Source organism: Caballeronia mineralivorans PML1(12), from assembly GCF_001028175.1.
GTDB lineage: Bacteria > Pseudomonadota > Gammaproteobacteria > Burkholderiales > Burkholderiaceae > Caballeronia > Caballeronia mineralivorans.
On sequence record NZ_AEJF01000056.1, the window covers coordinates 43,084 to 60,674 of the forward strand.

Here is a 17,591-nt window from a genome sequence, read left to right on the forward strand (position 1 = left end):
GTGGGTGATGCGTGACGTGTTGATCGAACGATTCGGGCTTCAGCCGCATCCGGAAGGCGGCTATTTCCGCGAGACCTTTCGCGGCGCGAAAAACGTCACGCGCGAGGCTTCACCGGGCGCGACGCGGTCGGCATCGACGGCGATCTACTACATGCTTTGCGACGGCGCACATTCGGCGTGGCATCGGATCCGCTCGGACGAGGTGTGGCATTTCTATGCAGGCGAGCCAATCGATATCCATGTCATCGATACCGCCGGCCAGTTGCTCACGCATCGGCTGGGCAACGCGCTGACGCATGCCGACGCCGTGTTTCAGGCGGTCGTTCCGGCGGGGCAGTGGTTTGCGGCTGAACTATGCGATCAGTCGGCGTTCGCACTGGTGGGATGCACGGTGGCGCCGGGTTTCGAATTCAGCGAGTTCGAACTCGCCGATGTCGCGGCGCTGGCAAAAGCGTATCCACAGCACGAGGGCGTGATCAGGCGGCTGGGCCCGGCGGTGAGGTGAGGATAAAGCCTTGAGCGTGCGGCGTGCGGCGTGCGGCGTGCGGCGTGCGGCGTGCGGCGTGCGCGGTAATGCGGTGCCCACGCATACGGAACGTTGCGGCGAGTTGCAGCAATAGTCATCAGCATGATGAACGTCCTCTCGCGCTGACCAGGCAACGCAAGCAAACGTTAAAACGCAGCGACAAAAAAAGCGGCGCTCTCATTTCTGAGGCGCCGCTTTTTCACGCTTCTATTATAGATTGGCCCGGACTGCGTCGCGGACGGCATCCATCATACCGCCGTGATTCAGCGGAATGTCGAGTGAATCGCCATAGACGTCCTGATCCGCTTGTGCACGCGCTTCTTGCGATTCGCGGCGCATCGGCGCTTCGTACGCTGTGTCTGCGGACCGGATGGTGTCTCTGGCTTCGACGCGCTGCGCTTGATAACTCTTCACGATGAACTCCTTGCAGTGATGGAGCGGCGGGAGACTGCGATGCTACGGAACTGCCGTGACAGATTTACGACTCTTGGCGCTTTTCGGTGCACGACTGGAACGGCGGGCGGGCCGCTCGCCTCTGGCCGTGTTGCGCACCCTGCAATGAAAGCGCGGCTCTACAGTTTAATAGCGTCGTGATGGGGGATTCGTACTTCTGGCTTATGAAACAATGCAGGCTGTATCAGCGTGCAGCGCAGACTTTGGCTTGAAACTTGCCCTTGCAGAAAGCGCGTGCGGAGGAGGCCTGAAAGCGCCGGTCAGGATAGACGCCGTTGCCGGCGCAGGGTGAGAGTCGACACAGCCTTACGCTTTTCGCTTGAGCATTACGCTTGGCGCAAAAAGTTAAAGCACTTTCTCAATGTGGGCACACGGTGGATCTGTTTCACATAATGGAAAGCGCGACCGCATGGTGCGGTCGCGCTTTTTGACCATCCAAGCGTGCTCGACCAAGCTATCAGGCGTGCTGGTCTTGCAAATCAGCGTCGCTCGTCTCGTCCTGTGGCATGGAAGCCGCAAGAATCATCGCCGATGCGTTTTGCGGTTTCGGATCGCGCTGCGACGGCCGATACACCGAGTCGCCTCGGTGAATGGCTGCGCCGGTGAGTGCGCAGGCGCCGTCTGTTGTGGCCGTGGTAACGCGCCAGCCCTGATAGCCATAGTGGCAGGTCGCGGCGTCGGACCAGTAGACAATCGCTGTCGCGCTGCTCGGCCGCTCGATCACGCGCACAACAGCTTCAGGAAATGGCCGTGGCGATTGCGGTGACCGCGGAGACGTTGCGCGCGGATGATCACGCTCCCACGCTCGCGTGAGCCGCTCTAGAAACGGGTGCGCGGCCTTTTGCTGCGGTGCAGGTTCTCCGCCGCCGTTGTGGGTCGCTGTCAATGAGCGGACCGTTTGCAGCCACGGGTCCGCGCTTCTCGCTAACGCTGTCATGGTTCGTTCCTGGCATGGTTCATGATCGAACTTACGCAATCAGCCAGTTCCGATAAATAGCGTTAAGGTGAATACACTGTCTTATCAGCGCGAATAATCGCATCAGTGCGTTATTCAATAAGGCTTTCCGGGATGTTGCGCCGCAGCGGAAATCATATTTGCGTTTCATTGAACGTTTTAATGACATCGATAGGGGCGAGGATTGGCGCGAAAGCAGGGAGGACACAATGTTGGCGCGACAAGGAATGTATAGGTTACGTAAGGTGTCAACTTTGGCCACAAGTCGTGAATTGCAACTTGCGTGGTTCATACTAGCGGCGCACCTACAACGTTGAACGAGGTATTCGTGAAGAAAAGTCATATTGCTGCTGCATTGCTGTTTACTAGCTTGGGTTTGACATCGGCAGCGTTCGCTGAAAACGGTCCCGGTGGCGACGACAATCACGGCGGACAACAACAACGCCCAGGTGGCCCTGGCATGCAAGGCCACAATGGCGGCGGTCATCAGGATCAGAATCACGGCCAGCAAGGCGGCCAGCATCACGACAACGGCCGTCCGCCGATGCACGCGGACAACGGTCGGGGACACGGCCCCGATTACGCGCACGGCGACGGTCCGCACGACTGGCGCCGCGGTGACCGCTTGCCGGACGATTATCGTGATCGCCAGTATGTGGTCGAGGATTATCGCGGCTACGGATTGCATCAGCCCCCGCGCGGCTACCACTGGGTGGGCGTAAACGGCGACTACGTGCTCGCGGCTATCGCGACAGGCGTGATCGCGCAGATCGTGCTGAGCAACGGACGATAACTGCAACCGGTATTCGCGGACCGCTCACATAGCGGGGGAAACCGCGAGTCGAGACAGCGAGGCCGGTCCAATGCGAGTTGGACCGGCCTCGTTTTTTGCGGGTCAAGCGCTATGGATTGCGCGGTGACGTTTCTGCACAGGCCGTGAAACCGCTACCGCTGCCTAAACTTTCGCGGTATCGGTAATGGCTTTGACCACGCGCGCCAGTGACTTCAACGCCACCTCGGGCGAGTCTTCGAACTGCGCGCCCACGATGGCTCCGTCCACCGCCATCGCCAATGCTCGCGCATCGGCCTTCGCGGTTCTCGACGATGCCGGCAACAGCGTCCTGATGACTGCGGCCATGTCCAGCTTGTGACGTCGTGAGATATCGACGGCTTCGGGCAAGGTCCCACCCACTTCCACCACTGCGTTGATGAACGCACAGCCGCGATACACATCGCTCTCGAACCATTCCGCCAGCGCCGGGACCAGTGCATCCGCATTTGCGCCATGACGCAGGACCGCGTCTTCGAACCACGTCATCCAGTTGCGATGCCGATATTCCAGAAACGCCACGATCAGATCGTTTTTCGCCGGATAGTAGCGATAAAACGTCTTCTTGGCGACGCCCGATTCCGCAATCACACGATCGATTCCGGTCGCGCGAATGCCGTCGCGATAGAACAGCGCGTGAGCGGTGACGAGAATGCGCTCGGCGGGTGAGAGGTCTGCGGTGGGAGTGTTTATATCCATGATGTCGTTATTGTAGACAGGTCTGTCTCCCTACGCTAGAGTGGCGAGGTAGACAGAATTGTCTACCTCCAATTAACGATCCACGATCAAAAAGGAAACGTCATGGAAAGCAAACCGCCGTTCCCGCCATTCGATGCCGAAACTGCCCGGCAAAAGGTCCGTCTCGCGGAAGACGGCTGGAATTCCCGCGACCCGAAGCGCGTCGCGCTGGCCTACAGCGAAGACACGCGCTGGCGTAACCGCGCGGAGTTTGTGTCGGGACGTGCAGAAGCGGAGGCGTTCCTCGCTCGCAAGTGGGCGCGTGAACTCGACTATCGGCTGATCAAGGAACTATGGGCGTTCACTGGATCGCGGATTGCAGTGCGCTTTGCCTACGAATGGCACGATGATTCGAAAAACTGGTTCCGCAGCTACGGCAACGAGAACTGGGAGTTCAATGAAGCGGGCTTGATGACCTTTCGGCACGCGAGCATCAACGATTTGCCAATCAAGGAGTCGGAGCGGAAATATCACTGGCCGCTGGGCCGGCGTCCGGACGATCATCCGGGCTTGAGCGACCTGGGTTTTTGATTGGAGCATGGCCGGCAGTCTCATCGATCTTCGCTGTCTCTTCATACCTCACGAAGACGAATTGCATCGATTGACTGCCGGAACGCTATCGGCCTCGCCGCCGGTGAAAAGCCCACCATCCCGCCAGCACGGTGAAGCTTGCGACGATCGCCATCATCACCCAGAAACCATGCTTGTTTTCGGCGAGCGGAATCCCGCCGACATTCATGCCAAAAATGCCGGCAACTATATTGATCGGCAGCGCCAGCACGGTGACCAGCGTCAGCGTGAAAAGCGTGCGGTTGCTCTGCTCGTCCATACGCGCGGCGATCTCTTCCTGCAGCAGCTTGATGCGTTCGACGAGCCCGGCCAGATCGCCCAGCACCAGCGAAAATTCCTCGGTGGCATCGCGCAGATCCTGCAGGTCGAGCGTTTGCAGCCAGCGTGGCGGCCGTGCCAGCAACCGGAAAATCGATCCAGGTTCGGGCGCGAGCAAACGCTGCAAGCGCACGAGCACACGCCGCGACGCACCGAGTTCCGAACGGGTAGCGGGGGAGCGCATCGAAAGAAAACGGTCTTCTATCTGGTCGATATCAATGCTCGTGCGCCGCACGATCTGTACAAGCAGATCGGCCTGGTCACGCAGCAGATGAATGAGTAGTTCAGCCGTCGACCGGAATACTTCGCCGCTGCGTACGGATTCCCGCAGCGTATCGATGGAGCGCAACGGTTTTAGCCGCGCGGTGACGAGCAGTTTTTCGCGGGTGTAGACCCATAACGTCGCGATCTCGGACGGCGTTATGTCGAAATTGAACATCACGTCGTTGATGACGGCGAGCAGCGCGCCCTCCTGATGTTCGATCCGCGTGGAATGGGAGCCTTCGCGCAGGGTTTCGAAGAAGGCGTCCGGCAGGTCGAGCTGCGTGCGCATCCAGCGTTCGCTTGCGCCGTTCGCCAAGTCGAAGTGCAGCCAGACAAAATCGTCTGCAGCACATTCTGCGGTGGATTGCGCCAGCCACTCCAGCGCGCCGGAGGAATCGATCGGAACGCCGGCCGAGTCTGGCGCGAAACGAAAGCCACACACAATGCCGGAAAAGTCGGAGGCGTAGGGTAGGGCAGTGGTCATCGGCAATTGAAAGGTAATTTGGACTTCGATTGTCTCTGCCGCGCAACTGGAATCAAGCGACGGTCGTCCGGATTTACGTTACTGTTGGAGAAATGCCGCGTGACATTGAAATTACTTTTGGCTGTCACGCCCTCTGGGTAGACTCGCGCGGCGCGAGAAGGCTGTCGGGCGCAGCCCGACCCTTTTCGCTTCATCGGGGACACACATATGGAAGATCGCGTCGAGCAGGACGAACCTACGCAAACCACGGCAGATGGACTGACGCGGCTCGCGACGAGCATCGTCGAATTGCTGGGCGAGCAGGCCATCGACAGCCGTCTGGGTACCAAATTGCTGAAGCGGCTGGAAAAGGAAGCGAAGCTGGTGACGGAAGTCGGGCCGCAGCCGCTGAACAAGACGCAAAAGCGCACCTTGCGCGAGGCGCTGGACGGGCTTGAACATGCGTTGCATCAGGTCGATGCGGATCTGCTGGTATCGGCGAATGCAAAACTACGCTCGACGGACGAATCTTCCGGCAAAAAAGCCAAAACCAAAGCCTGAAGCTTGGCCGATCCGCTGTCCAGGCAAGCCGGCGCGGCGCCGGTTTTAAGTGCGTCAGGCTTTATCAGACAAGAGATCTGGCGGTTTTTTTCACTACGCCGACACAAGCCGCTCGCAACAGGTGCCCAGCATGGCGCGGAAAATGCTGGTTTTGCTGCACATGCATAATTCTGAGCGGCCATGGTTTCAGTTTCTTCTACTTCAAGCTGCGTGTTGTGGACCAACCGGAACGTTAACGCCGATGCCGAGCGCTGGCGAATCCTGGTTGTCGACGATAACGCGGCCAGCGCCGAGGGCCTGGCCGCGGCGCTGAGCGCGGACGGTTGCGACGCGCGTTATGTACTGAGCGGCGTGGACGCGCTGCAGGCTATTGATGGCTGGGTGCCGCACGTCGTGGTACTCGACATCAGCATGCCGGAGCACGACGGTTTTGCGACCGCGCGGGTTCTGCGCCGGATTTCTCCCACTCGAAATGCTGGAATCATTGCGTTTACGGCGTTGGGAGAGGATTACGTGCGCTCGAAAGGCCTCCACGCAGGGTTCGATGGTTACTGCCAGAAGGGCAACGCGCCCGGTGTACTGGTGGGCCTGATCAGCCGGCTCGTCCAGGTTCACTGATTGCCTGATCGAAAATTAGTTGGTTTCAACAGGTTTCGACCCCCAAAAATCTTTCTTACCTCAGCTTCCGCGTGAGCCTTTTACAGGCTCGCGCGCGCCGTTTCTAGCCGATGCGGACGCCATCCTATTATTGGTCTATCCCGAAAAGTGTATTGAAGTTTATGGGGATAAAAAACCGATAGTAGGGGTATACACTGAATTCCATCGACGAAGCAGCCCCGACACCAAGTTTGATTGCTGCGACGCCTTATGAACCAGTCGAACGTCCAACGTATATCGGAGCTCATCATGAACAAGAATCTTCTCGCATCGTTACTTATCGCCGCTACCGCTTCTATCGCTGTTCCGGCATTTGCCAGCGGCTACGGCCCGGCGCCTTCGTATCGGCCGCTGGTCGGCGCGCCGGCTTCGCAACAAGGCATGAACACGGAAACGATCGCTGCTCAAAACAACAACGCTGACGTGAACGCTTACGGTGGCGCGAAGACTTCGGTGTCGCAATCGGGTTCGAGCAACCACGATCGCACCAACAAGTCGGAAGCTGTTTTCTTCGGCCAGTAATTTTCGAGCTCCTACGCGCACGGCCGGCAGCACGCGTGCCGTCGTGAACGCGCCAAGCTTGATGACCGGGTAACGCACAAACGCCCGCTGAACGAAAGTTCAGCGGGCGTTTGTGTCAGTGTGTGAAGCGTGGAGAAAGACCGCTTCAGGTGCCCGTCAGCTTGAGCGCGTCGCGCATCACGGTCGCCAGTTCCCCCGCGGCGAACTTGGCGACGTAAGCGTTCGCGCCCACCTTGCGCACGTGCTCCTCGTTCGCAGACCCCGACAGCGACGAGTGGATCACGACTGGAATCGCTTGCATGCCGGCGTTCGCCTTGATTCGGCGTGTCAGCGTGAACCCGTCCATTTCCGGCATTTCCAGGTCGGTCAGCACGAGCGCGATTTCATCGGCGGCACAACCGCCGTGCTTTTCCGCCTTGCGCTGCAAGTCTTCCAGCACATTCCACGCTTCCTGGCCGCTTTTGGTCATGATGAACGACACGCCCATCGCGTTCAGGCTTTGCGCGATCAGGCTGCGAGCGACACCGGAATCATCTGCAGCCAGCACCTTGGTGCCGGGTTTCAGAATCAGCCGGCCGGTGCTCGATTCGTTGATCTCCACTTCCGTCGAGGGCAAGACGTCGCGCAGAATCTGTTCGACGTCGAGCACTTGCGCGAGCCGCGAGCCGTCCACGTTGCCATCGAGGCGCGCGAAACTCGTCACGGTGCCTCCGCTCGAATGCGATTCCGCCGACAAAACCTGATTCCATTCCAGCCGCACGATGTCGTCGACTTCCTCGACGGCGAAACCTTGCGTCGTGCGCGCGAATTCCGTAACCAGCAGGATCTTCGGACCGTTTTTCGGCCGGCAGCCCGTGACTTTCGCCAGGTCGATGACGGGGATGATCTGACCGCGGATATCGGCTACGCCGAGAATCTCCTCGTTTGCGCCGGCGACCACGGTGATCGTTGGCATCGCGAGGATTTCGCGCACCTTGAACACGTTAATTCCGTATAGCTCGCGTTGTTCGGAGTCCGGTGCTTCGCCCAGGCGGAACAGGAGCAGTTCGAACATGTTGTTGCCGGCGAGTCGAACCCGCTGTTCGATATCGTGTTGTGAACTGCTCAAGGTGATTCTCCTGATCGATTTATGCCGGGCTTTCTCAATAGCCGGTTTCTGATTAGCGGCGCGACGCCGGGAAACTGAAGCATTTTTCGACGCTTTATGACGGGACCGTTTCAGGCCGGGGCGCTCACGCGTCCGGCGGCATCGGGATAGACCCTCAGACGCGTAAAAAGCAGTGTTTTCCAGCGTTCACGCAGCAGGCGTCTGGCCTATACTTTTTGAATGGGCTGGGTAATGTGGATGTAAGGCGCTGGATTGAATGCGGCGGTGACCGGCGAGTTCGGGAGGTGTCGGCCGAATTCGTGGCGAACCTGTCGCGCCGTCCGGCGCCGGCTATTCAGCCATGTGGAACGCCCGCCAGCCGGCAGGCGTCGCGCGGTTTAACGGAGGCGTTCGATGGCAACAGTCGCACAAGTTCTTAATTCGAAATCCGATCACACCATCTTCACGATCGCCGACACGGCATCGGTCTACGAGGCTATCGCGATGATGGCGGAGAAGTACATTGGCGCGCTGATCGTGACCCACGGCGAAGAGATCGTCGGCATCGTGACCGAGCGCGACTATGCGCGCAAAGTCGTGCTGATGGACCGTGTCTCGCGGCAGACGCCAGTGCGCGAGATCATGACGTCGCAAGTGCGCTTCGTGCGGCCCGACCAGACCACGGACGACTGCATGGCGCTGATGACCGAGCGACGCATGCGGCATTTGCCTGTGATCGATGGGGAGAAGCTGGTGGGAATGATTTCGATCGGCGACCTAGTGAAAAATATTATCTCCGAGCAGCAGTTCACGATTCATCAGCTCGAGGGATATATACGAGGCGAGCACGTGTAGCTTGCCCGGGAGGGACGCAACGCGGCGTATGAACGCCGCGTTGTGTTTTTGTTTGTGCGGCTGCGTGTGCATCGCGCCAATGCCGCGGGCGTCAACTTGTGTTGTTCAAAGTCCTTCTTTTAAGGCTCCAGCGTGAGTCCCTGCATCGCTTTCGTTCGATCAATCTGTAAGTTGACTGTCATAATTGCCAGGTACTGCGCATAGGCCTGACTTCGATGCGCCTGGCTTATCGCCGAGTAACACTTGATCCGACCAATGCCAATCGCTCATGACCCTGTTGCTCCAGATTTCAGATCCGCACTTTGGCACCGAACAACCGCCGGTCGTGGAAGCATTGCTGCGTCTCGCCACTGCCCTGCGGCCCGACCTTGTGGTGATGTCCGGCGACATCACGCAGCGCGCACGGCGTACGCAATTCAATGCAGCGCGCGCGTTCGTTGACAGATTCGATGCGACGCCCTTTGTTGTCGTGCCGGGCAATCATGACATTCCGCTCTACAATCTTTTCGCACGTGTGGTGCATCCCTATGCGAACCATCGCCGCGTATTCGGGTACGATCTCGAACCCGTGTTCGAATCGGCGGAGTTGCTGGTGATTGGTGTCAATACGACGCGGGCGTATCGTCATAAGGATGGCGAAGTATCGGAGCAGCAGGTCGAGCGCGTGGCACGCCGGCTCGAACGTGCCACACCGCAGCAACTGCGCGTTGTCGTGACGCATCAGCCGGTGGTGGCTGCACGTGCCAATGACATCAGGAACTTGTTGCACGGCCGCGAACATGCAATCGAACGCTGGTCGCAAGCGGGCGCGGACTTGATCCTGGGCGGCCATATTCATCTCCCTTATGTTTCACCTCTGCATGTTGCCTACAAGGACCTGCCGCGTCGAATGTGGGCGGTGCAGGCGGGGACGTCGTTGTCCTCGCGCGTGCGTGGCGCCGTGCCCAACTCGGTGAATATGATCGACTACGACGCATCGCGTACGGACGCGCGCCACGTGAGCGTTGCGCGCTGGGATTTCAACCGGGCGCGCGCATCGTTTGAATCTGTCATGCAACACGAACTCGACTTTGATACTGAGTCACTCAAGACTCCTTTAGCGACGGTTTATGAAACAGATTGACGAGCCGTACACCGGCTTGATTAACTTGGCGCATGTGGCGGGCGAGCATGCAGTTTTGTTGTTTGCGGTATCGCTGGTTCTTGCGATGGTCGTGGTACTAAGTGTCTGGGGGCTCGTGCATCGCTACGGCGTGCCGCGCGAAGATGGGGGTCCGTCGCGCAAGGTTCTGCTGGTCGTTCACCTGGCGGTGAGCTTTGGCGTCATTGTTGGAGCGGGTGCGTTGTTCGCCGCGATCGCCGACGAAATCGGCGTAGGCGAAACACTCGGCCGTGTCGATCAGGCTTTTGCCGACGGCATCGCGAGCGCAGTTCCAATCGATGTGATTCGCACATTCGCGCTGATCACGCATCTCGGCGATGCATGGTTGCTCGGCATCTGGTGCGTGCTCGGCGCAGCCATCCTGACGGTACGGCGAAAGTACGCGCTTGCCATCGGTTTTGTGCTCGCGATAGTCGGCAACGGCCTGCTCAACAATACCTTCAAGCATGTCTTCGAACGTGTGCGGCCAGTGCATGATGAATCGATCGCCACCGCCAGCGGATGGAGTTTTCCCAGCGGCCATTCATCGGGGTCTCTCGTCACGTACGGCATCATTGCGTATGTGCTGGTGCGCGTCTTGCCGGAAGGCTGGCGCTTGCCGACGGTCATCGCTGCCACGGTCATTGCGTTCACGACCGCGAGCAGCCGCGTATTTTTGCGCGTGCACTTTGCAAGCGACGTGCTGGCGGGCTTTGCGTTGGGAACGGTCTGGCTGGTGGCGTGTATCTTGAGCATCGAGTTGACGCGCAGGTACTGGCCTTCGCGGGGTCAGGCCTGAGGGTGGATCGACAGTTCGGGAAAGCCGGTGCGGGGATCGAACTCGCGTGAGAAGCGGAAGCCGGCCAGGCGCACGAGCAGGATTTCCGCCGTCGTTCGCACGATGCAACCCACCGATACATGGCCGCCGGACACGTGGCCTTGGGCATCGGAGACGGCCATGTGGAGATGCGCGCCGTCGGCAGCAAGAGAGCCGGCAAGCGTGAGGATTTCGAGGTCGCCGGTGAGCCGGGTCGGTTGATCGAGACCGGCATAGCGCAGGTTCGCAACGCTCAGGCTGCCGATGCCCTGCATCACGAACGCAGCGCCGATCGGATTGGCCCGCGCAATGGCTTCGAGTGCGCCGCGCAGGTCGTCGCCGGGAACAAGGCGCAAGGGAAGTGTTTGCATAAGTGAATGTCCACGGGCTACGCGATGCTTCAATGATGGCATGATGATCCCGGTTCACGCAAAGCCCCCTGGATTCATGCACTCAAACAGACATTTCCCATGACGACAGAACTTCACATCCTCGCCTGGGCGCTTGTTCTCGCCCTGATTCAAGTGCTGCTGCCGTCGGTGATTCGAAGCCGCGAAGTGGGCCTTGGTCATAATGGCGGCCCCCGGGACGAACCTGGACCGCCGGTCGGCAAGCTGACCGGCCGGCTGATGCGCGCGCAGGGCAACCTGTTCGAGACGTTGCCCGTGTTCGCCGTAGCCATCCTGATCGCGCATCTGGCTGGCCGCGAAGGAACGCTGACGCTGTGGGGCGCGTGGTTGTACATCATCGCGCGTGTGGTCTACCTGCCCTTGTATGCGGCCGGGGTTCCGTTCCTGCGCTCGCTGGTATGGCTCGTATCGCTCTTCGGAATCCTCCTTGTCCTCGTCCCTATCATCTGAAACCGGAGTCCAGTCAATGACCGCTTTGCTTACCACGATCGACGTGGAAACCGCGCCGAATCCCGAGTTCGCCGTGATCCTGATGCACGGCCTGGGCGCCGACGCGAACGACTTCATTTCGCTCGTGCCCGAGCTGCGTCTGGGCGATTTGCCGGGTGTGCGCTTTGTTTTTCCCAACGCTCCCGAAATGCCCGTTACCGGCAACAACGGTTATGTGATGCGGGCGTGGTACGACATCTTGTCGTTCGAAGGCGTCAACCGCCGCGTTGATGAAGCCGGGCTGAAGGCATCGTGCGAGCGGATTCGCGAACTGATCGCGCGTGAGAACGAGCGCGGTATCCCGACCTCGAAGATATTTCTGGCGGGATTCTCGCAAGGCGGAGCGATGACTTACACGGCCGGGCTCACGCATTCCGAGAAACTGGCCGGACTCATCGTGTTATCGGGTTACGTACCGTCGCCTGCTTTGATCGATGCGGCGTTCAGCGAGGCGAACCGCGACACGCCGATCTTCGCCGCGCACGGCACGCAGGACCCCGTGCTGCCGATCGAGCTGGCGACCCAGGGCCGCGACTTTGCGCTTGCGCATGGCTGCAAGCTGGAGTGGCATACGTACCCGATGCAACACTCGGTTTGCGCCGAGGAAGTCGACGCCTTGCGAGTGTGGCTGGGCGACAAGCTGCGCGGTTAAAGTGCCTTGAACAAGGTGTTTTTGTATAACTCAAGCATGCCTGCAGCATCCACGCCAACGCAAACCGACTGCGCCGGACGTTCGTCCCAGTCCGGCGCGGGAACGAGCATGGTAGTGGGTTTTTGTATCGTCTGACCGGTTGCGATACCGCTGGTCAGGACGCGCACCGGACCCTTGCGCACGGTATAGAGATGCGGAGCCAGCACGTACGCCACCGCCGACGCGTCATGGACGTAGATGCCTTCAAGTCCGGCGCTGTCATGGTGGAACTGCGCGTAATGACGCGATACGTCCCACACAAACCGGCCGGCGTCGCCCGCGCCATCGCGAATCGTTGCAAGCCATTCGTTTGGCATGATCGTGCTTTGCGTGACGTCGAGGCCAACGAGTGTCACCGGCCACGTAGCGCCAAGCACAATATCCGCTGCATCGGGATCGCACATGATGTTGGCCTCGGCGGCGGGCGACACGTTACCGAGCACGCCCGTGATGCCAAATGCACCGCCCATGATGACGACCTGCTTCATTAGCCGGGCGATGTCCGGGCCGGCTTCCAGTGCATGCGCAAGATTCGTCAGCGGACCGACCGCGATCAGCGTCACTTCACCGGGATGCGCACGCACTGTATCGACGATGAACTCATGCGCCGGGCGCGCGTCGAGCGTGGTATCGGCGGGTTCGCTCAGTTCGATATTGCCGAGACCGTTGTCGCCGTGGATCCAGCCGAGCGGTGCAGGCGGCGCGCGATGCAACGGCGCTGCCGCGCCTCGCGCCACCGACACGCCGGGCGCAAAACGCGAGCGCAGATAGAGCGCGTTGGCCGTGGTCGTATCAATGGTCGCGTTGCCGAACACGCTCGTGATGCCAAGTAGTTCGATCTCTGGATGCAGCGCCTGGAACACTAGCGCCATGGCGTCGTCGACACCGGGATCCGTGTCGTAAATAACCTTATGGATTGTCATAGGTAGAACGCGTCGGGGAGTTGTTCGCGGGCGGTAGTGTCGCGGATCGCGCCGTTGAGATTGCCGAGGCGAATAGTCAACTCGGGGCCGCCCAGTTCAATGATTACTTGACGACATGCGCCGCAGGGCGCGATGGGGCCATCCGTGTTACCGATTACGGCCAGTGCCGCGAACTGGTCGCGCGCGTAACCTGCGGCGATCGCGCTGAAAAACGCCGTACGTTCCGCGCAATTGCACAATCCATAAGATGCATTCTCGACGTTGCAGCCATCGAAAACGCGGCCGTCTTTTGTGAGCAAGGCGGCGCCGACCTTGAACTTGGAATAGGGGGCGTAGGCGCGTTCGCGTGCGTTCTTCGCGCGTTCGAGCAACTGATCCATCGTCATGATTTTCTCCTTAATTCAGCGTCAGGAACATGCCCGCGATGGTCGCGCTCATCAGGTTCGAGAGCGTGGCCGCGAGCACGACGCGCAGGCCGTAGCGCGCCACTTCCGAGCGCCGCTCGGGTGCGACCGCACTGAAGCCGCCGGTCAGCACGGCGATCGACGAGAAGTTCGCGAAGCCGCACAGCGCGAACGACAAGATCGCTATGGTACGCGGATCGAGCACCTGCAATCCAGCCGCGGCGACGCTGGCGGAGTCCTTCAAGTACGGGGACAGCGACGCGTAGGCCACGAATTCGTTGAGGATGAGCTTCTGGCCGAGGAAGTTGCCGGCGAGCGTGGCCTGATCCCACGGCACGCCGATCAGATACGCGAGCGGCGCGAACACGGCGCCGAGCACGGATTGCATGGATAAATTGGGGTCGCCGAACCATCCGCCGATGCCGCCCACAATACCGTTGAGCAACGCGATCAGGCTGACGAACGCGATCAGCATGGCGCCGACCATGACCGCGATCTTCAGGCCGACGGTCGCACCGGAACTAGCTGCTTCGATCACGTTCGCCGGGCGTTTTTCGTCGAAGTTCAGGTTATCGAGCGTGACACGGCTGGCTTCGGTTGAAGGATGGATGATCTTGGCGAACAGCAATCCGCCAGGTACTGCCATGAACGACGCAGCGAGCAGGTATTCCACCTTCACGCCGAGGCCCGCATAACCCGCGAGCACTGAACCCGCGACTGCCGCCATGCCGCTCGACATCACGGCGAACAGTTCCGCGCTCGTCATGTTGCGCGCAAACGGTTTCACGACCGCGGGCATTTCGCTTTGGCCGAGGAAGATGGTGGTGACGGCCGAGAACGATTCGATCTTCGACACCCCGAGCAACTTCTGGAAGATCGTGCCGAGCACGATCACGATCCAGCGCATGATGCCGAGGTAATAGAGTACCGAGATCAATGCGGTCACGAAGATGATGGCGGGCAGCACGCGTGCGGCGAAGACGAAACCGCCGTTGCCGAAGAGTTCGAACATCTTCGATTGAACGAGGCCGCCGAACAGGAATTCGATTCCTGCGTTGCCGTAGCCGAGCACGTGATTGACGCCTGCCGCTGCGGCTGAGAGCACGCTTTTGCCGACGGGCACGAACAGGATGAATGCGCCGATGCCAACCTGTGCCAGCAGTGCGGGTAAGACGGTGCGCAGGCGAATGCCGCGGCGATTGGTAGAGAAGATGAAAGCGATGAGCAGCAGTACGGCGATGCCGAGCAGGTTGCGTGCGATCAGGGCCATGTCTCTTGATTTATGTTTGTCTGAGGAATGGCCGGATGCTACGCCATGTGTGGGGTTTAGAGAATAGGGCGGCCGATTGCGCCTGGTGCCGCATGTAGAACTTCTACGCGAACAGCTCGACCACCGGCCAGTTGCGCTCAGCAGCAATCACCCGCAATTTCGCATCGGGATTCGTTGCAACAGGATGCGTGACACGTTCCATTAAGGGCACGTCGTTGACGGAATCGCTATAGAAATAGCTCGCCTCGAAGTCGTCCAGCTTCAATCCCCGCGACGCAAGCCATTGCTCGGTCCGCACGATCTTGCCTTCGCGGAAGGTCACCACGCCCACCGAGCGCCCGGTATAACGCCCGAGCGGATCGTCACCTTCAGTGCCTAGTTCGATTGCCAGCAGATGCTCAACGCCAAGTGCCTTTGCAATAGGCGCTGTGATGAATGCATTAGTCGCGGTAACGATGCAGCACAAGTGCCCCGCGTCGAGATGGTGGCGCAGCAGCGCAAGCGCTTCAGGGCGGATGGCCGGTTCGATCACCGTCTTCATGAAGTCCGCGTGCCATACATCGAGTTGCGCGCGCGGATGACGGGCGAGCGGCGCGAGCGTCAGGCCCAGATACGCGTCCATGTCGAGCGTGCCAGCTACGTATTGCTGGTAGTACGCATCGATTTCCTCCGCATGGTCCGCACTGCCCTCGAAACCAAGTGTGGCGTAGAAGCGCGCCCACGACTGATCGCTATCCAGCGGCAGCAACGTGTGATCCAGATCGAACAACGCCAGAGTACGACTCATCCGTATAGCCCTTAAATACCGGTAAAAAGTGCACCGGACCACACCGTCCGGCGCACGTTGTACAACCCGATTCGATCGTATCGTTAAATACCCAAAACTACAACAAAGCAAAATTGTACAACTCATTTGCGTGGCATCATGGCACGAATCGCAGTACAGTCGGAACGAACAACGGAAGCAGCCTCATGTTGATTCTCTTGAATATCCTGTCGGGCGTGGCGTTGCTGGTATGGGGCACGCACATTGTCCGGACCGGCATCCTCCGGGTCTTCGGCGCCGAATTGCGGCGCGTGCTGGGACGTAGCGCGAACAGCCGCTTCAGAGCGTTCGGCGCGGGCTTGTGTGTGACAAGCCTGGTCCAGAGCAGTAACGCGACCGCCGTGCTCGCTTCGTCCTTCGCGGCGCAGGGCCTGCTGCCGCTCGCGCCCGGGCTCGCGATCATGCTTGGCGCGGACGTTGGCACGGCGCTGATGTCGCGCGTACTCACGCTCGATCTCTCGTGGTTGTCGCCCATCCTGCTGCTCGGCGGTGTGATCGCGTTCCTGTCCTTCAAACAGACCCGCACGGGCCAGGTGGGGCGAACGGTGATCGGGCTGGGGCTGATCCTGCTGGCGCTGCATCTGATTGTGGAAGCCGCGCAGCCCGTGATGCAGGGCGAGGGCGTGAAGGTCATGTTCGGGGCGCTGACGGGCGACTCGATGCTCGACACCCTGGTGGGCGCGGCCTTCGCCATGATCTCCTACTCAAGTCTCGCGGCGGTCCTGCTGACCGCGACGCTGGCGTCGTCCGGTGTGATTTCGCTGAAGGTGGCCGTTTGCCTCGTGATTGGTGCGAACCTGGGCAGCGGCCTGCTTGCCGTGATCGGCACGCTGGGACAAAACCCGGCCGGACGGCGCCTCGCGCTCGGCAATGTCCTGTTCAAGCTGGCTGGCGCATTGATCGTGCTGCCGTTCGCTCCGTGGATCGCGCAAGGAATTGGCGCGTTGATCCCGTATCCACGCGAGTCGGTCATCACGTTCCATCTCGCCTACAACATGGTGCGATGCGTCGCCTGCATGCCGCTGATCGATCTGGTCTCGCGCCTGTGTTACCGCGTGTTGCCGGACCGGCCCGAAGCGAACCCGGAATTGCGGCCGCTCTATCTCGATCCCGTCGCGCTCTCCACACCCACTCTGGCGCTGGCGAATGCCGCGCGCGAAGCACTGCGGATCGGCGACATCATCCGCACAATGCTCGACAACCTGGTCGAACTGATGCGTGCCAACGATCCGGCCAAGGCGCGCTCGACCATCCGCATGGACGACGACGTCGATCAGTTGTATGCCGCCGTGAAGACCTATCTGGCACGCATTTCACGCGAACAACTCGACGAAGCGGACAGCCGCCGCTGGACCGACATCATCACCTTGACGATCAATCTGGAGCATGCCGGCGACATCATCGAGCGAGTGGTGACCAACATCCAGGAGAAGAAGATCATGCACCGGCTGGCGTTTTCGCCGGAGGGGCTGGCCGAGCTGGAGGACCTGCATGCACGCGTGATCCTGACTCTGCAACTGGGCCTGAGCGTGTTTCTCAACAGCGATCTGCGCAGCGCCGAGCGCCTGCTGGCAGAGAAGGAAAGGTTCCGCGATCTCGAGCGCAGTTATTCATATGCGCACCTGGACCGGCTGGCCGGGCAGAGTGCGCGCAGCATCGAAACCAGCGCCTTGCATCTCGACATCATCAGCGACCTCAAGCGCCTTAACTCGCTGTTTTGCTCGACGGCGTACCCGGTGCTCGATGCAGCCGGTGCGTTGCGCGACACTCGGCTGCGTCGTCGTGTGCTCGACGCGACCTACGGTAACGACAGCGTTTAAAC

The 17,591-nt window shown here is 60.1% G+C and carries 22 protein-coding genes; 12 read left to right on the forward strand and 10 right to left on the reverse strand.

Annotated features, from left to right (window positions below; translation table 11 throughout):
* Nucleotides 1-7 precede the first annotated feature (7 nt).
* Nucleotides 8-505 carry a cupin domain-containing protein gene (locus EOS_RS06570; RefSeq protein WP_047845792.1) on the forward strand — a complete coding sequence of 166 codons (498 nt, stop codon included), beginning with the start codon at nt 8-10 and terminating at the stop codon, nt 503-505.
* Nucleotides 506-736: 231 nt separating this feature from the next.
* Here the strand turns inward: EOS_RS06570 and EOS_RS06575 are convergent, their stop codons facing one another.
* Both EOS_RS06575 and EOS_RS06580 read right to left on the reverse strand, forming a co-directional pair.
* On the reverse strand, nt 737-940 hold the full coding sequence (locus tag EOS_RS06575) for a hypothetical protein (protein WP_047845793.1): 204 nt from the start codon (nt 938-940) through the stop codon (nt 737-739).
* A gap of 496 nt (nt 941-1,436) precedes the next feature.
* Nucleotides 1,437-1,916, reverse strand: coding sequence for a DUF3331 domain-containing protein (locus EOS_RS06580; RefSeq protein WP_047845794.1), 480 nt, complete (start codon nt 1,914-1,916; stop codon nt 1,437-1,439).
* Nucleotides 1,917-2,262: 346 nt separating this feature from the next.
* Here EOS_RS06580 and EOS_RS06585 point away from each other — a divergent pair, with 346 nt between their 5' ends.
* Entirely contained in the window at nt 2,263-2,727 is a 465-nt protein-coding gene (locus EOS_RS06585) for an RcnB family protein (protein WP_047845846.1), read from the forward strand.
* Nucleotides 2,728-2,889: 162 nt separating this feature from the next.
* Here EOS_RS06585 and EOS_RS06590 read toward each other — a convergent pair whose 3' ends face one another.
* The gene (locus EOS_RS06590; protein ID WP_047845795.1) at nt 2,890-3,462 is read right to left on the reverse strand and encodes a TetR/AcrR family transcriptional regulator; all 573 of its coding nucleotides are present in this window, start codon (nt 3,460-3,462) and stop codon (nt 2,890-2,892) included.
* Between the two features lie 102 nt (nt 3,463-3,564).
* On the opposite strand from EOS_RS06590, the gene EOS_RS06595 reads away from it, so the two are divergent.
* Nucleotides 3,565-4,032 carry a nuclear transport factor 2 family protein gene (locus EOS_RS06595; protein WP_047845796.1) on the forward strand — a complete coding sequence of 156 codons (468 nt, stop codon included), beginning with the start codon at nt 3,565-3,567 and terminating at the stop codon, nt 4,030-4,032.
* A gap of 85 nt (nt 4,033-4,117) precedes the next feature.
* Here EOS_RS06595 and EOS_RS06600 read toward each other — a convergent pair whose 3' ends face one another.
* A complete protein-coding gene (locus tag EOS_RS06600; RefSeq protein ID WP_047845797.1) occupies nt 4,118-5,137 on the reverse strand; it encodes a transporter in 1,020 nt (339 codons plus the stop codon).
* Between the two features lie 207 nt (nt 5,138-5,344).
* On the opposite strand from EOS_RS06600, the gene EOS_RS06605 reads away from it, so the two are divergent.
* The 3 genes from EOS_RS06605 to EOS_RS06615 all read left to right on the forward strand — a co-directional run bounded on the left by EOS_RS06605 (nt 5,345) and on the right by EOS_RS06615 (nt 6,856).
* Nucleotides 5,345-5,677, forward strand: a complete 333-nt coding sequence (locus EOS_RS06605; protein ID WP_047845798.1) for a hypothetical protein — start codon at nt 5,345-5,347, stop codon at nt 5,675-5,677.
* 180 nt (nt 5,678-5,857) lie between these two features.
* A complete protein-coding gene (locus tag EOS_RS06610; RefSeq protein ID WP_047845799.1) occupies nt 5,858-6,295 on the forward strand; it encodes a response regulator in 438 nt (145 codons plus the stop codon).
* Nucleotides 6,296-6,583: 288 nt separating this feature from the next.
* On the forward strand, nt 6,584-6,856 hold the full coding sequence (locus EOS_RS06615; protein WP_047845847.1) for a hypothetical protein: 273 nt from the start codon (nt 6,584-6,586) through the stop codon (nt 6,854-6,856).
* Between the two features lie 145 nt (nt 6,857-7,001).
* Here EOS_RS06615 and EOS_RS06620 read toward each other — a convergent pair whose 3' ends face one another.
* The gene (locus EOS_RS06620; protein WP_047845800.1) at nt 7,002-7,964 is read right to left on the reverse strand and encodes a chemotaxis protein; all 963 of its coding nucleotides are present in this window, start codon (nt 7,962-7,964) and stop codon (nt 7,002-7,004) included.
* Between the two features lie 393 nt (nt 7,965-8,357).
* Here EOS_RS06620 and EOS_RS06625 point away from each other — a divergent pair, with 393 nt between their 5' ends.
* The 3 genes from EOS_RS06625 (at nt 8,358) to EOS_RS06635 (ending at nt 10,738) form a co-directional block, all read left to right on the forward strand.
* Nucleotides 8,358-8,798, forward strand: a complete 441-nt coding sequence (locus EOS_RS06625) for a CBS domain-containing protein (protein WP_047845801.1) — start codon at nt 8,358-8,360, stop codon at nt 8,796-8,798.
* A gap of 268 nt (nt 8,799-9,066) precedes the next feature.
* Nucleotides 9,067-9,921: a metallophosphoesterase family protein gene (locus EOS_RS06630; protein ID WP_047845802.1), complete on the forward strand. Its 855-nt coding sequence runs from the start codon at nt 9,067-9,069 to the stop codon at nt 9,919-9,921.
* Nucleotides 9,908-10,738, forward strand: coding sequence for a phosphatase PAP2 family protein (locus EOS_RS06635; protein WP_053063787.1), 831 nt, complete (start codon nt 9,908-9,910; stop codon nt 10,736-10,738). Before EOS_RS06630 ends, EOS_RS06635 begins: the two co-directional genes overlap by 14 nt.
* Here the strand turns inward: EOS_RS06635 and EOS_RS06640 are convergent.
* Nucleotides 10,729-11,127 (reverse strand): PPC domain-containing DNA-binding protein, encoded by a 399-nt coding sequence (locus EOS_RS06640; RefSeq protein ID WP_047845803.1) that lies wholly within the window; start codon nt 11,125-11,127, stop codon nt 10,729-10,731. The genes EOS_RS06635 and EOS_RS06640 overlap by 10 nt on opposite strands.
* Nucleotides 11,128-11,226: 99 nt before the next feature.
* On the opposite strand from EOS_RS06640, the gene EOS_RS06645 reads away from it, so the two are divergent.
* Nucleotides 11,227-11,616 (forward strand): MAPEG family protein, encoded by a 390-nt coding sequence (locus EOS_RS06645; protein ID WP_047845804.1) that lies wholly within the window; start codon nt 11,227-11,229, stop codon nt 11,614-11,616.
* A 16-nt stretch (nt 11,617-11,632) separates the two neighbouring features.
* Complete coding sequence (locus EOS_RS06650; protein ID WP_047845805.1) at nt 11,633-12,307, forward strand: alpha/beta hydrolase; 675 nt, start codon at nt 11,633-11,635, stop codon at nt 12,305-12,307.
* Here EOS_RS06650 and EOS_RS06655 read toward each other — a convergent pair.
* From EOS_RS06655 to EOS_RS06670, 4 genes are all read right to left on the reverse strand, one after another.
* Nucleotides 12,304-13,269, reverse strand: a complete 966-nt coding sequence (locus EOS_RS06655; protein ID WP_047845806.1) for a nucleoside hydrolase — start codon at nt 13,267-13,269, stop codon at nt 12,304-12,306. The genes EOS_RS06650 and EOS_RS06655 overlap by 4 nt on opposite strands.
* The gene (locus tag EOS_RS06660) at nt 13,266-13,655 is read right to left on the reverse strand and encodes a cytidine deaminase (protein ID WP_047845807.1); all 390 of its coding nucleotides are present in this window, start codon (nt 13,653-13,655) and stop codon (nt 13,266-13,268) included. Before EOS_RS06660 ends, EOS_RS06655 begins: the two co-directional genes overlap by 4 nt.
* 10 nt (nt 13,656-13,665) lie before the next feature.
* Nucleotides 13,666-14,943 (reverse strand): NupC/NupG family nucleoside CNT transporter, encoded by a 1,278-nt coding sequence (locus tag EOS_RS06665; RefSeq protein ID WP_047845808.1) that lies wholly within the window; start codon nt 14,941-14,943, stop codon nt 13,666-13,668.
* 103 nt (nt 14,944-15,046) lie between these two features.
* A complete protein-coding gene (locus tag EOS_RS06670; RefSeq protein WP_047845809.1) occupies nt 15,047-15,730 on the reverse strand; it encodes an HAD family hydrolase in 684 nt (227 codons plus the stop codon).
* A 185-nt stretch (nt 15,731-15,915) separates the two neighbouring features.
* On the opposite strand from EOS_RS06670, the gene EOS_RS06675 reads away from it, so the two are divergent.
* Nucleotides 15,916-17,589 carry a Na/Pi cotransporter family protein gene (locus EOS_RS06675; RefSeq protein ID WP_047845810.1) on the forward strand — a complete coding sequence of 558 codons (1,674 nt, stop codon included), beginning with the start codon at nt 15,916-15,918 and terminating at the stop codon, nt 17,587-17,589.
* Nucleotides 17,590-17,591: the final 2 nt, after the last annotated feature.

Excerpts from the sequence above, each read along its gene's own strand:
- EOS_RS06570 (WP_047845792.1), top strand. The coding sequence starts at position 8 with ATGCGTGACGTGTTGATCGAACGATTCGGGCTTCAGCCGCATCCGGAA.
- EOS_RS06580 (WP_047845794.1), bottom strand. The coding sequence starts at position 1,916 with ATGACAGCGTTAGCGAGAAGCGCGGACCCGTGGCTGCAAACGGTCCGC.
- EOS_RS06590 (WP_047845795.1), bottom strand. The coding sequence starts at position 3,462 with ATGGATATAAACACTCCCACCGCAGACCTCTCACCCGCCGAGCGCATT.
- EOS_RS06595 (WP_047845796.1), top strand. The coding sequence starts at position 3,565 with ATGGAAAGCAAACCGCCGTTCCCGCCATTCGATGCCGAAACTGCCCGG.
- EOS_RS06600 (WP_047845797.1), bottom strand. The coding sequence starts at position 5,137 with ATGACCACTGCCCTACCCTACGCCTCCGACTTTTCCGGCATTGTGTGT.
- EOS_RS06605 (WP_047845798.1), top strand. The coding sequence starts at position 5,345 with ATGGAAGATCGCGTCGAGCAGGACGAACCTACGCAAACCACGGCAGAT.
- EOS_RS06610 (WP_047845799.1), top strand. The coding sequence starts at position 5,858 with ATGGTTTCAGTTTCTTCTACTTCAAGCTGCGTGTTGTGGACCAACCGG.
- EOS_RS06615 (WP_047845847.1), top strand. The coding sequence starts at position 6,584 with ATGAACAAGAATCTTCTCGCATCGTTACTTATCGCCGCTACCGCTTCT.
- EOS_RS06625 (WP_047845801.1), top strand. The coding sequence starts at position 8,358 with ATGGCAACAGTCGCACAAGTTCTTAATTCGAAATCCGATCACACCATC.
- EOS_RS06630 (WP_047845802.1), top strand. The coding sequence starts at position 9,067 with ATGACCCTGTTGCTCCAGATTTCAGATCCGCACTTTGGCACCGAACAA.
- EOS_RS06635 (WP_053063787.1), top strand. The coding sequence starts at position 9,908 with ATGAAACAGATTGACGAGCCGTACACCGGCTTGATTAACTTGGCGCAT.
- EOS_RS06640 (WP_047845803.1), bottom strand. The coding sequence starts at position 11,127 with ATGCAAACACTTCCCTTGCGCCTTGTTCCCGGCGACGACCTGCGCGGC.
- EOS_RS06645 (WP_047845804.1), top strand. The coding sequence starts at position 11,227 with ATGACGACAGAACTTCACATCCTCGCCTGGGCGCTTGTTCTCGCCCTG.
- EOS_RS06650 (WP_047845805.1), top strand. The coding sequence starts at position 11,633 with ATGACCGCTTTGCTTACCACGATCGACGTGGAAACCGCGCCGAATCCC.
- EOS_RS06655 (WP_047845806.1), bottom strand. The coding sequence starts at position 13,269 with ATGACAATCCATAAGGTTATTTACGACACGGATCCCGGTGTCGACGAC.
- EOS_RS06660 (WP_047845807.1), bottom strand. The coding sequence starts at position 13,655 with ATGACGATGGATCAGTTGCTCGAACGCGCGAAGAACGCACGCGAACGC.
- EOS_RS06665 (WP_047845808.1), bottom strand. The coding sequence starts at position 14,943 with ATGGCCCTGATCGCACGCAACCTGCTCGGCATCGCCGTACTGCTGCTC.
- EOS_RS06670 (WP_047845809.1), bottom strand. The coding sequence starts at position 15,730 with ATGAGTCGTACTCTGGCGTTGTTCGATCTGGATCACACGTTGCTGCCG.
- EOS_RS06675 (WP_047845810.1), top strand. The coding sequence starts at position 15,916 with ATGTTGATTCTCTTGAATATCCTGTCGGGCGTGGCGTTGCTGGTATGG.